The organism is Gammaproteobacteria bacterium, assembly GCA_040183005.1.
GTDB lineage: Bacteria > Pseudomonadota > Gammaproteobacteria.
In genome coordinates, this window is the sequence record JAMPIW010000007.1 from 1,832,638 (window position 1) to 1,845,575 (window position 12,938).

A 12,938-nucleotide genomic window follows, 5' to 3' on the forward strand; every position below is an offset into this window, starting at 1 on the left:
GGCATGTCAATGAAATCAAACACCAAAGGCCGTTTATTCGCGTTCACCGGCATCACTGTTGCTATCGTTTCCTTTGCCATTTTTACCATCGAGCCCGCGCAGGCCAGAAAGCCGTTTACCCAGGACGAGCTGGCAGCCCAGTACAAAGACCTTATGGCGACCGTAAAAGAGGGCGATGACCTGTGGCATAGCGCCAAGCTCGGCAAGAACGGGCTGGCCTGCGCCAATTGCCACCCGGATGCGGCGGCGTCCAATCCCCACACCTTCCCCAAGTGGCAGGCCAATCTGGGACAGGTGATTCCGCTGCGCGACATGATCAACTGGTGCATTCAGGTGCCGCTGGAAGGGCAGGCACTGGACGCCAACAGCAAGGAAATGAAGGCACTGGAGGCCTATTCCTTCTACATGCACCGTGGCTTCAAGCTCAAACCAGGCGAAAACACCAGGCAGCATCCGTCGGTCGAAGTGCGCAGCGGCGCGGGCTACCCATAAGCCTACTAAACCAGAGGCCGCCCACTTCACACAGGAGGCGGCCTTTATCTTGCAGAATGAATACCAAGGAGTCGAACTATGGGGGCAAAACACCTCTTCTTCCTGTACGCGGCAATGGCTTGCGCTGCGCCAGCCTGGAGTTACACCTGCGATACCGGGTCCCGCCCCATGTCCACGCCCACCGAGCGCTTCAAGGATAATGGCGACGGCACGCTAACCGATAGCCAATCGGGCCTGACCTGGATGCGTTGCGCACTGAATCAAAGCTGGGATGGCGCAACATGCAAGGGCACGCCGGGCGGCTATACCTGGCAGGGCGCCTTGGATGCGGCCAATCAACTCAATAAAAAGGGGGGCTATGCAAAGCATAGCGACTGGCGTGTCCCCCATATCCCCGAATTGGCCATGATCGCGGAACGGCAATGCACTGATCCCCGCATCAACCTGACGCTCTTCCCGGCCACCCCTGCCGCCCCGTTCTGGTCCGCCACGCCGCGCAAGGGCTTTGACAATGACGCCTATATCCTGAGCTTCGGCCCGGAGGGCGCAACCCCCGGTGACAAAGGGGAAGCACGCTTCGTTCGCTTGGTGCGTGGCGGCAAAGGTACACAACACTAACCTCCTCCCTTCCCTCCCCTGCCGTTAACCCCGATAATAGAGTGACTGGCTGATAGGTGCCTCACTCTTGGGTAGCGGGAACATCATGAAAAAAAGCCTCATGGCTATCTTCTTCGGACTGGCATTCACGCTGCTGCTCAGCAGTCAGGCCCATGCAGCGGGGAGTAACGGCATCACCCTCATCTACACCAGCAATCTCGATGGCGAGCTGGAGCCCTGCGGGTGCAGCCTGGAGGGGGATTTCGGCGGAATCCGGCGCCAAGCCACCATGATTGATCGCTTACGCAAGGAAAAGCCTGGCCTGTTCCTGGTCTCATCCGGCGGTTTCTTGCGCAGCGAGTCGGTGCATGACCGGCTCACGGGGGAGTATATCCTCAAGGGCGTCAAGACGCTCAATTATGACGCCATTGGTGTGCAATGGACGGATCTCGCCTACGGCACCGATTTCATCAAAAATGATACGCTACCGTGGGTGGCGAGCAACTGGAGTGATGCCACCTTCCAGACTGAACGGGACATCACACGCAACGGCAGGACACTGGCCTTTTTTAGCTGGATCGACCCCCGCGAGTCGCCTCTCCAGCAGATGGGAGGAGCACACACAATGACAGCGCCGGGCAGCGACGGTGCAGCGCTGACCCAAGCCCTGCAACACGCTAAACAAAGCGGTGCGCTCACGGTGCTGGCCACCACGTTGACGCTGGATGACGCGCGCCGCCTGTTGCCGTTGCAGCAGGTGGACATCCTGCTGATCCGCTCCGCCTACGAAAAATACAGCGAGCCGAAAAAGGTGGACAACACCCTGGTGTTGCAACCGGGGTCGCGCGGCATGCGCCTGGGACGACTCGACATCGCGCTGGACAGCGCGGGGGCAATCCAGTCATGGAAGCATAAGATCATCCCGCTGCCCAAAACTATCCCCGATGCGCCGCGCTTGAAGGCCTGGTACAAGCAATATAACGCCCAGGTCGAGGCGGATTACCAAAAAAGCGTAAAGATCACCAAGGCCCAACAGGCCGGTGAAAGCCCATATGCCGGAGCGCAGGCCTGCCAAAGCTGCCATGCCGAGCAGCACAAGACCTGGCACGCCAGCCGTCACGCCCATGCCTATGGCACACTGCGCCGGGTCAACAAGGCGTTTGATCCCAACTGCATCGTCTGTCACACCGTGGGGTTCAACAAGCCCGGCGGCTTCATCGACGACGACACTACCGGCAATCTGAGCAATGTGCAGTGCGAGTCCTGTCACGGCCCTGCCCAGGCGCACGTTGCATCAAGTGGCACGAAGCCTGTAGGAAACGCCGATTGGCCGCGCGAAAAGATGTGCGCGCAATGCCACACCCCAGCCCATAGTCCGTCGTTCAACGTCGACACCTATTGGCCGAAGATCAGGCATTCACGCTAGGCAATGGTTAACGCTTACTCTATTCGGGAAAGTGCCAAGGCAAGGCGCGTCTGCCTGAAGATTTCGCCGCTGGGGCAGGTGGAGGTGGTGGTGCCGCGCGGCTTTGATCACCGGCGCATTCCAGCCCTGGTGCACGGGAAACAGGCATGGATTAACAAGACCCTGCAGCGGGTCAATGAACAACGGCAATGGCTCGGCCAGAGCGCTCACGACACCCTTCCCGATATCATTGCCATGCAAGCAATAGATGAGGTCTGGCAGGTTGAATACAAGGCCATTGATTCACGCCGCGTAACATTGTCGCAAAGTGATGGTGCGCGGCTAATCGTGCGCGGTGCTGTGGACAATACCTCATTGTGCAAGTCCGTGCTGAGGCTGTGGCTGGCACGCAAAGGCCAAACGCACCTGCGGCCCTGGCTGGAGCAGATCAGCCATGAAACCGCTCTACCCTTTCGTCAGGTGCGCATCCGAGGACAAAAGACCCGATGGGGAAGCTGCTCCCGCCAAAAAAACATCAATCTCAACTACAAGCTGCTATTCCTGCCCGCACCCCTGGTGCGTTGTGTGCTCGTCCATGAACTGTGCCACACCATTCAGCTCAATCATTCACCGAAGTTTTGGGCACTGGTGGAAAAAAAAGAACCCGGCTACAAAGCCCTCGACGCCGAACTGCGCACAGCCCGGCGCCATGTGCCAGGATGGGTGGAGTAAACGGCCAATCATCCTTCACGTAGGATGCGCCGCGCGCATCATGGGTCCGGCAAATGAATTGGTGCGCGCGACGCACCCTACATTTGAGGCGGACAGGGAACAGCCCATCTACTTCTACTGTGTCACAAAGTGATCAAGGGATGCAGTGCAAGGCAAAATCGGGCGAAAAAGCGGAGTTTACACGGAGTAAATGAGCATTTTGAGTCCGATTTTAACGCCGCAATGCGCCCTTCAGCGCTTTGTGACACAGTAGAACTACCCGGGCCTGACAATCTTACCGGTTGCGGCATCGCGGATCTCGCTGGGATTTCTCCGAGGGCCTATCGCGCCGGACAGGATGCAATCAATGGAATCGCCGAAATAGCCACGCACCTGCAAGGCGTTGCGCGCGGGTTTGCGCCCACCCGGATTGGCGCTCGTGGAGACAATAGCGCCACCGAACGCCCTGCACAGCGCCGCTGCCTGCGGGTGGTCGGTGACACGCACCGCGAGGGTGTCGTGTGCGCCGCGCAGCCAGGCCGGGGTTTCGGGTGTGGCGGGCAGCAGCCAGGTGACGGGGCCAGGCCAGGTGCGGCTTATTTTGTCCATGATGGCTGGATCAAGCGGGCAAACAAACGGCGTGAGTTGCTGGAAGTCGCTGGCGATCAGGATCAACCCCTTTTCCATGGGGCGATTCTTCAGCCTCAGCAGACGCAGCACCGCTTGCGCATTGAGCGGATCACACCCCAGCCCGTACACCGCCTCGGTGGGATAGGCGATGACCCCGCCCTTGCGCAGTTCACGGGCAGCTTGTTTAAGACGCCAAAAACTCAAAGTTTCTCGCGCACCATAGCGCGATAACCTATATCGGTACGGTAATACATGTCCTTCCAGGAGACCTGCTTCACAAGGTTATACGCGCGCGTCTGGGCCTCGGAGACGCTGTCGCCAAGCGCGCAGACGCACAACACCCGCCCCCCGGCCGTGATGACATCACCATCCTTTAGCGTAGCACCGGCGTAGAAGATCTTGCTGCCGTCCGGCTCTTTTTTGTTCAGGCCGAAGATCACATCACCCTTGCGGTAGGCATCCGGGTAACCGCCCGCCGCCAGCACCACGCCCAGCGCGGGGCGCGGGTCCCATTCAGCCTGCACCTGATCCAGACGCCCATCGAGCGCCGCCTCGCACAATGCCACCAGATCCGAGCGCAAACGCATCATCACCGGCTGGGTCTCCGGGTCGCCAAAGCGGCAATTAAACTCCAGTGTTTTGGGAGTGCCATCGGGGGCAATCATCACGCCGGCATAGAGAAAGCCGGTATAGGGCGTACCTTCCTGCGCCATGCCACGCACCGTGGGCTCAATCACCTCGCGCATGATGCGTGCGTGGATTTCCGGCGTCACTACTGGGGCAGGGGAATAGGCGCCCATACCACCCGTGTTGGGGCCGTGATCGCCATTGTCGCGCGCCTTGTGATCCTGCGAGGTGGCAAGTGGCAGGATGTGCTCGCCGTCCACCATGACTATAAAGCTGGCTTCCTCGCCCCGCAAATATTCCTCGATCACCACCCGATGGCCCGCCGCGCCAAAGGCATTGCCGGCCAGCATATCGCGCACCGCATCGATGGCCTGCGCGGTGGTCTGGGCGATGATCACCCCTTTGCCCGCGGCCAGCCCATCGGCCTTGACCACCAAAGGGGCGCCTAGCTGGTGGATATAGGCAATGGCCTCCGTCACATCGGTGAATTTGCCATAGGCTGCCGTGGGGATGCCATGGCGCGCCATGAAGTCCTTGGCGAATGCCTTGGAGCCCTCCAGCTGCGCGGCCTGCTGCGTTGGTCCGAAGCAGCGCAGTCCCGCAGCGCGGAAGGCGTCCACCACCCCCAACACCAGCGGCACCTCGGGGCCTACAATGGTCAACCCAATGCTATTGTCCCGCGCAAAGGCCAACAACCCTGCAATGTCATCCACCGCAATCGCCACATTCTGCACCTTCGGCTCGCGCGCCGTGCCCGCATTGCCGGGTGCGACACACACATGTTCCACTCCAGCGGACTGCGCCGCCTTCCACGCCAGCGCGTGCTCACGCCCGCCGTTACCAATGATTAAAACATTCATTATCCCGCCCCTTGCACAAACCCCACCGCCATACCTCATGCGGTCAGGAAAAGTTATTTTGGATTTCAGAAAGCAAAGGATAACCTATCAGACTATTCCAGGTCATCTGGCCTTACGGATGATCTATAATCCCCCCTATGTACTACCAAGAAATCTGGCGCCTGCTGCGCGACACCTTCTTCGCCTGGCTCGACGACCGGGCAGCAAGCATGGGTGCAGCGCTGGCGTTTTACACCCTGTTTTCTCTGGTGCCACTGTCGATTATCGTCATCACAATCGCTGGCGTCTTTTTTGGTCAACAGGCCGCGGAAGGGCAGCTCGTCGCCCAGATTCAAGGGCTGATCGGCAAGCAGGGCGCCACCACCATCCAGGCGATTATCGAAAGCGCCCGCAACCCCATGGCAGGGCTTGCCACAGTGATCGTGGGTCTGGCCACCTTGTTCATTACCGCAACCACGGTCTTCGTTGAACTCAAGAACAGCCTAGATCACATCTGGGGTGTCAGGGCACCTTCGAGCAGGGGCATGCTGGACATGATCGAAACGCGGCTGTTATCGTTCAGCATGATCGTGATCATCGGCCTGCTGCTGCTTGCATCGCTCGCAGTGAGTACCGCGCTCACCGCGATTGAACAACACACCGATTTACTGCCGGAAAAGACCCATGTAGTAGCGGTTCTGAATTTTGTCCTGTTTTCCGGCACCATCACAGTACTGTTCGCCGCCATCTACAAACTGCTGCCCGACATCAGTATCGCCTGGAAGGACGTCTGGATCGGCGCCGCGCTCACCGCACTGCTGTTCACCCTCGGCAAATCGGTGATCGCCTTCTACCTCGCCAACACCCCCATCACCTCTGCATTCGGCGCAGCGGGATCGGCGATTGCAGGGTTGCTGTGGGTCTACTATTCCGCACAAATCTTCTTTCTCGGCGCGGAATTCACCAAACTGTATGCGCGGCGGTATGGATCCCATCAAACACCGGAAGCGCGCACCGCATCAAGCGCTGAGACCAGATCGGGATAGACGTTTCCCTCCCCCAGCTGCTCGATGATGTGCGCCTGGGTCAGTTTATGGATGACACGCTCATTGGCCTCGCAAATGACGATGCGTGTGCGGCGCTTCTGAAACAGCTTGATCATTTCAGCGAAGGTGTGCATCGCCGTGGCGTCGATGAACGGCACGCGCCCCAGCCTTATGATCAGCACCTTTACATCCACATGCAGTCCGGCCAGGGTACGTTCGAAGGTTTCCGCTGCGCCAAAGAAGAACGGGCCGTCGATGGAATAGATACGCACACCTTGTGGCAATTCGCCCTGAGCACCTTCCGGTAAAGCGGCTTCGATTTCCCCGGCAGTAATGTCTTCGATACGCACCGATTCCGACATGCGTTTCATGAACAGCAATGCCGCCAGGATCACACCGACGTTGACCGCCACCACCAGATCCGCAAACACGGTGAGCACGAAAGTGATCAGCAGCACGATTACGTCGTTGCGCGGGCCGCCGCACACCAGGCCGATGAAATGACGCATCTCGCTCATGTTGTAGGCAACCACAAACAGGATCGCGGCGAGCGCGCACAGCGGAATGTGCGCCGCATAGGGCGCCAATACCAGTAATATTAGCAACAGCGTCACGGCGTGGGCGATGCCTGCCAGGGGGCTGTTGCCGCCATTTTTGATATTGGATGCCGTACGGGCAATCGCGCCGGTGGCGGCGAAACCTCCAAACAGGGGCGTCACCATATTGGCCACACCCTGACCGATCAGCTCCTGGTTGGAATCGTGCTTGACGCCGGTCATGCCGTCCGCCACCACCGCCGACAGCAAGGATTCAATGGCGCCCAGCATGGCAATCGTCAACGCCGGGCCGATCAATTCGACGATGCGCGTAAAACTGATCTCCGGCATCTTGAATTCAGGCAGCCCTTGCGGTATGCCACCGAAAGCGCTGCCGATAGTTTCGACCCCTTTAAACTGGAATATCGCCTGCAACGCGGTCACTGCCAGCATCGCCACCAGCGGGCCGGGGATGCGTCTCAGATATTTAGGAGAGAAAATCACCAGCAACAATCCGGTGAGGGCAAGGCCCGCAGTGGCCGGGTGCAGGGTGGGAAAGGCTTCGATCAGGTGCAGCACCTTCTGGTGAAAGTGATTACCAGATTCCACCGGCTGCAATCCGAAAAAGTCCTTCCACTGACCAACCCAGATGATCACCGCGATGCCGGAGGTAAATCCCACCACCACCGGGTTGGGAATAAACTTGATGATCCCGCCGAGCTTCGCCATGCCCATCACCACCAGGATCACACCTGCCATGAGGGTGGCGATTTGCAGGCCGTCGATGCCATATTTGGCGCTGATGCCGAAGAGAATGGCGATGAAGGCCCCGGTGGGGCCGGAGATCTGCACCCGGCTGCCGCCGAGCACAGCAGCCAGGAAACCGGCGATGATTGCAGTATAGATACCCTGCTCGGGTTTGGCCCCTGACGCAATGGCAAACGCCATCGCCAGCGGCAAGGCGACGATGCCGACGACAACACCAGCCAACAGGTTGGGCGCTACATGCTCGCGTCGCAACAAGCCGGCGCGTTTAGCTTCAAGCAGAGCAATCATCGGGCGATGTCGAACCTCCTTGGCGTATCACGCCCTTAGCAGCGTTGGTTACCCCCGAGCAGCTGCTGTAGGGGGTCGCCACGCCATGTTTAGGATCATACCTTAAATCGCCCTACGTAATCACCCAACTGATCACCAAGGCCCAGCACCTTTCCGCTGGTTTGACTAACCTGCTGCATCTTTTCGGCATTATCGTTAGCTGAATGGTTAATGCTATGAATATTGCGATTGATCTCATCGGCCACGACGCTCTGTTCTTCTGCGGCACTGGCGATCTGCAGGTTCATGTCGCGGATGGCCGATACCGCATTGGCGATGGCTTGCAAGGCATCACTTGCCCGGTTGGCTTGCTCCACGCCATGCTGAGCCCTCGCCTTACCCTCTTGCATCGCCACGACAGCATTCTTCGAACCTGTTTGAAGTTTTTCGATCATGGACCGAATTTCAGCAGTGGACTGTTGGGTGCGGCTAGCTAGGGTACGCACTTCGTCGGCCACAACCGCGAAGCCGCGACCCTGTTCGCCCGCGCGTGCCGCCTCAATGGCCGCATTCAAGGCCAACAGATTAGTTTGTTCGGCGATGCCCTTGATCACATCCAGCACCATACTGATACCTTGACTGTCCTGCTCAAGTTTTTGAATGACAGCGGCCGATTGCTCTACCTCATTGGCCAGATTGAGAATCGATTGACGCGCCTGATCGATAACAAATTGGCCGGCTTTGGTCTCCTGATCGGCGTTAGTAGTAGCCTGGGCAGCCCGTTCCGCACTCCGCGCCACTTCCTGCACTGAGGCAGTCATTTCATTGATAGCCGTGGCCGCGTGGTCGGTGTCGGCCAATTGTCTTTGAGCATTTTCATTGGCCTGGCTGGTGGTTTGCTGCATTTTCCGCATGGAAGCACCCAACATTTGGGAAACTGTCCTGGCGTTCCCGATGGCATTGTGAATGGCCTGCATGTACTCATTAAAACCGCGCGCGAACTCACTGCTGGCGTTGGCTGAACGGAAATTGAGATCGATAATGCCATCCCGGATATTCAAGTGTTGGCCAATTTCACGTAGCTCCTCGGATTGCACCGCGTCCTTGCGGAAGTTAATGGCAAGCAGCACCAGCACTGCCGTCTCAAAGACGACAAAAGCGGCGTGAATCAGCACGATGCCAATCCCACTGTGGTCATGGAAGACATGCACACCATAACCGCCTTCCTGCAAAAAGTTGAAGGCCAGATGATGAACAGCAATCACCACTGCGGCGGCAACAATGGGTTTCCAATCCACGTAATAGAGCAAAAAAGCCAACAGCGCGAATATGCCAAAATGCATCTCGATCATGCCATGGCTTTGATGTATATGCAGCGCCGCAAAAACCATAAAAGTGGTGGCATTCGTCAATCGGGTAGCAAGACTACCCGGCATCATGAAATACATCGCGGTAGAAGCGATAACAGCCGGCAGGCCAATTGCAAAGGCTGCAAACCAGGTGTCATGCCATGCGGCCAGCATCAACGACACAACCAGCAACAGCCAGTTGATGCTGGTCATGAATTTGTCACCCCGCCGATACAGGGTTTGTAATGAATAGGTGCTATTGCTCATGATTTCCACTCGATTGATATGCGATCAACGTCACTTGGAAAAGACAATGTCTTTTTCTTTTTCGTGCTCCTCTTTAGCGGTATTTGATAATTAAAACTTTAATAATCCACCCGGCCTTTTCATAACAAGGTGGCAGACAAAAAGCTGAAGAATGAAACTGCGAGGGGCGGGGAGAGTAAGGGGCAAGAGAGTAAAACCTGGCGGGAGCAGCGCCGTATGGCGCACGCCACTCCCTTGCAGCATCAATGCCTGAAATGTCGCATCCCGGTGAATACCATGGCGATGCCATGTTCGTTAGCGGCATCGATCACCTCCTGGTCGCGCATTGAGCCACCCGGCTGGATGACGGCGGTTATACCCACTTCTGCGGCACTGTCCAGGCCATCGCGGAACGGGAAAAAGGCGTCGGAGGCCATTACTGAGTCTTTGACCTTCAGCCCGGCGTCGGCGGCCTTGATGGCGGCGATGCGGGCGCTGTAGACGCGGCTCATCTGGCCGGCGCCGATGCCGATGGTCGTGTTGTCTTTGCAGTAGACGATGGCATTGGATTTGACGAACTTGGCGACCTTCCAGGCGAAGAGCAGATCACGCATTTCCTGTTCAGTGGGCGCGCGACGCGTGACCCATTTGAGATTGGCAAGATTAATCATCCCTACGTCACTGTCCTGCACTAACAGGCCGCCGGTGACGCGCTTGTAGTCCAATCCAGTCACGCGTTCGGCACCCCATGTACCGGACGCCAGCACCCGCACGTTGCTTTTAGTCGCAAGAATCGGCAGGGCATCATCAAGCACGGCAGGGGCGATAATCACCTCAACGAACTGGCGTTCGATAATCGCCTTGGCAGTAGTGGCATCCAACGGCTGGTTGAAGGCGATGATCCCTCCAAAGGCGGAAGTGGGGTCGGTGGCATAGGCGCGATCATACGCCTCCAGCAATGTGGAGCCCAGCGCCACGCCGCACGGATTGGCGTGTTTGACAACGACACAGGCCGGGCCTTCGTTGAAGGATTTCACACACTCCAGCGCGGCATCGGTGTCGGCAATGTTATTGAATGAAAGCTCCTTACCCTGAATCTGGCGGGCGGTACTGATACTGGCCTCGCGCTGTTCGCGCTCGACGTAGAATGCAGCCCGCTGGTGCGGGTTTTCGCCATAGCGTAGATCCTGGGCCTTGGCGAATTGCACGCTGTAGGTACGCGGAAAACGACCGTGCTTGTGCCCTTCAGGGTACTCGCCATTGTCCTGCATCGCGCCAAAATAGTTGGCAATGGCGCCGTCATAGCGGGCAGTGTGTTCGAAAACCTTGACTGCCAACGAAAAGCGCGTTGCTGCGCTCACGGTAGCGTCGTTGGCATCCATCTCGGCCAGCACCTTATCGTAGTCGGCGGCGTCCACCACTACGGTGACAGCAGCATGATTCTTGGCACTGGAACGCAGCATGGCAGGTCCACCGATATCGATGTTTTCAATTGCGTCTTCCAGCGTGCAGGCCGGATTGGCAACCGTCTTTTCGAAGGGGTAGAGATTCACTGCTACCAGGTCGATAGGGCCAATGCCGTGCCTCGCCATCACAGCGTCATCGACACCGCGCCGCCCCAGCAAACCACCGTGAATTTTTGGATGCAAGGTCTTGACGCGCCCGTCCATCATCTCGGGAAAGCCGGTGTAATCAGAGACCTCGATGACTGCAATGCCATTATCAGCGAGCAACTTGGCGGTACCGCCAGTGGAGAGAATTTCAACGCCGCGCTCACGCAAGCGGTGGGCAAAGTCGATGATGCCGGTTTTGTCGGATACGCTAATCAGCGCCCGTTTTATGGGGGTGTTGTTTTGCATGGGATGATTGATTCTCAAATTTCGGAATAAAAAAATTTTTCGATTTTTGCCAAAAAGGAGCAGAGGTTTTTATCATTATTACCGCAGCACAATTTCAAAGCCGCGTATCTCTTCTCGATATCCTCTGTGCCTCTGTGGCAAATTCAATAGGGATCATTCCAGATTATATTGCTGTAGCTTCTTGCGCAGGGTACCGCGATTAATGCCGAGTATTTCCGCAGCCAGGCTCTGGTTGCCGCGTGCATGTTGCATCACTGCCGCCAGCAAGGGGCGCTCCACCTCGCTGATCACCATCTGATAGAGGTCGCCAGAAGGAGCATGCCCGTCCAGGTCTTTGAAATAGCTCACCAGGGCGGCTTCGACACAACCAGACAGCGGTTTTTTGCGGCGTTCGTTTACAACGAATGCCGACGTTTCTGTTGGAGACATGCTCATGCGGCCATCTCCAAGCCCATCTCCAGACGGTCGAAAAAGTCTCGCGTCACGGCGAGTTGTTGTTCGATGGTTTCCAGCTTGTTGACTTCATGACGGAACGCACCACCACCCGGCTGACCCTTGCTGTACCAGGAGATATGCTTGCGCGCCATGTGCACGCCGGTGCGCTCGCCGTAGAACTCGTAGAGCCTGTGCAGGTGATTCATCATGATATGGCGTATCTCCGGCACCGAGGGATCGGGAAGCACTTCGCCGGTTTTCAGGAAATGATCGATAATGCGGAACAGCCACGGCCGCCCTTGCGCGGCACGACCGATCATAACGGCATCGGCGCCAGTATAGTCGAGCACGAACTTGGCCTTTTCAGGCGTGGTGATGTCGCCGTTGGCGATCACTGGAATATTGACAGCGGCCTTGATGGCGGCAATGCTGTCATATTCCGCATCCCCCGTGTAACCGCAAGCACGGGTGCGGCCATGCACCGCCAGTGCCTGGACGCCGGCCTGCTCGGCGATACGCGCGATGGCTATGCCGTTGCGGTGGTTCTTGTCCCAGCCGGTGCGGATTTTGAGCGTTACCGGCACATTCACGGCAGCCACCACGGCATCGAGAATCCGTCCCACCAGCAACTCATCCTGCAACAACGCCGAACCGGCCATGACATTGCATACCTTCTTCGCCGGGCAGCCCATGTTGAGGTCGATGATCTGCGCGCCATTGTCCACGTTATAACGTGCGGCCTCGGCCATCATGGCAGGATCGGCCCCCGCAAGCTGCACCGATGTAGGCTCGGTCTCACCCTCGTGGTTGGAGCGACGCAAGGTCTTGGCGCTGCCCCACAGCAACGAGTTGGACGACACCATTTCGGATACGGCCATGCCTGCACCCTGCTCCTTGCATAATTGCCGGAACGGGCGGTCTGTCACGCCTGCCATAGGGGCAAGCACCAGGTTATTAATGAGTTTGTACGGGCCGATCTGCATAGTTTTTTGTGGGCGTGACGCCCTAATGATCGCGAAGTATAAGGTCGGAAATGATACCCCTTAAACAGCCATGGAGAAAGGGCAACCGCATGGGAAATCATGGCTGTTTCCTTAAAATTTAACCAGGATACCCCGAAAAATTCGTGCG

At 57.6% G+C, this 12,938-nt stretch carries 12 protein-coding genes; 5 read left to right on the forward strand and 7 right to left on the reverse strand.

The features are described from left to right. The first annotated feature begins 9 nt into the window (after positions 1-9). The 4 genes from M3A44_14650 to M3A44_14665 all read left to right on the forward strand — a co-directional run bounded on the left by M3A44_14650 (position 10) and on the right by M3A44_14665 (position 3,226). Positions 10-492: a cytochrome C gene (locus M3A44_14650; protein MEQ6342843.1), complete on the forward strand. Its 483-nt coding sequence runs from the start codon at positions 10-12 to the stop codon at positions 490-492. 78 nt (positions 493-570) lie between these two features. Next, positions 571-1,110 (forward strand): DUF1566 domain-containing protein, encoded by a 540-nt coding sequence (locus tag M3A44_14655; protein ID MEQ6342844.1) that lies wholly within the window; start codon positions 571-573, stop codon positions 1,108-1,110. A gap of 85 nt (positions 1,111-1,195) precedes the next feature. After that, positions 1,196-2,515, forward strand: a complete 1,320-nt coding sequence (locus M3A44_14660; GenBank protein ID MEQ6342845.1) for a hypothetical protein — start codon at positions 1,196-1,198, stop codon at positions 2,513-2,515. A 3-nt stretch (positions 2,516-2,518) separates the two neighbouring features. Next, a complete protein-coding gene (locus M3A44_14665; GenBank protein ID MEQ6342846.1) occupies positions 2,519-3,226 on the forward strand; it encodes a M48 family metallopeptidase in 708 nt (235 codons plus the stop codon). 255 nt (positions 3,227-3,481) lie between these two features. Here the strand turns inward: M3A44_14665 and M3A44_14670 are convergent, their stop codons facing one another. Together M3A44_14670 and purD are read right to left on the reverse strand one after the other, a co-directional pair. Then, positions 3,482-4,039, reverse strand: a complete 558-nt coding sequence (locus M3A44_14670) for an L-threonylcarbamoyladenylate synthase (protein ID MEQ6342847.1) — start codon at positions 4,037-4,039, stop codon at positions 3,482-3,484. Then, entirely contained in the window at positions 4,036-5,322 is a 1,287-nt protein-coding gene (gene purD, locus M3A44_14675) for a phosphoribosylamine--glycine ligase (GenBank protein ID MEQ6342848.1), read from the reverse strand. The genes M3A44_14670 and purD overlap by 4 nt, the downstream gene beginning before the upstream one ends. Before the next feature lie 137 nt (positions 5,323-5,459). Between purD and M3A44_14680 the strand changes: the two genes are divergently transcribed. After that, the gene (locus M3A44_14680) at positions 5,460-6,347 is read left to right on the forward strand and encodes a YihY/virulence factor BrkB family protein (protein ID MEQ6342849.1); all 888 of its coding nucleotides are present in this window, start codon (positions 5,460-5,462) and stop codon (positions 6,345-6,347) included. Here M3A44_14680 and M3A44_14685 read toward each other — a convergent pair. From M3A44_14685 to dusB, 5 genes are all read right to left on the reverse strand, one after another. After that, entirely contained in the window at positions 6,296-7,939 is a 1,644-nt protein-coding gene (locus M3A44_14685) for a SulP family inorganic anion transporter (protein ID MEQ6342850.1), read from the reverse strand. The two genes, M3A44_14680 and M3A44_14685, sit on opposite strands and share 52 nt — an antisense overlap. Before the next feature lie 95 nt (positions 7,940-8,034). Then, complete coding sequence (locus tag M3A44_14690) at positions 8,035-9,534, reverse strand: methyl-accepting chemotaxis protein (protein MEQ6342851.1); 1,500 nt, start codon at positions 9,532-9,534, stop codon at positions 8,035-8,037. Between the two features lie 242 nt (positions 9,535-9,776). Continuing rightward, positions 9,777-11,372: a bifunctional phosphoribosylaminoimidazolecarboxamide formyltransferase/IMP cyclohydrolase gene (gene purH / locus M3A44_14695; protein MEQ6342852.1), complete on the reverse strand. Its 1,596-nt coding sequence runs from the start codon at positions 11,370-11,372 to the stop codon at positions 9,777-9,779. A 153-nt stretch (positions 11,373-11,525) separates the two neighbouring features. After that, positions 11,526-11,807 (reverse strand): DNA-binding transcriptional regulator Fis, encoded by a 282-nt coding sequence (fis, locus tag M3A44_14700; protein MEQ6342853.1) that lies wholly within the window; start codon positions 11,805-11,807, stop codon positions 11,526-11,528. Further along, positions 11,804-12,790: a tRNA dihydrouridine synthase DusB gene (dusB, locus tag M3A44_14705; protein ID MEQ6342854.1), complete on the reverse strand. Its 987-nt coding sequence runs from the start codon at positions 12,788-12,790 to the stop codon at positions 11,804-11,806. Before dusB ends, fis begins: the two co-directional genes overlap by 4 nt. Positions 12,791-12,938 lie beyond the last annotated feature (148 nt).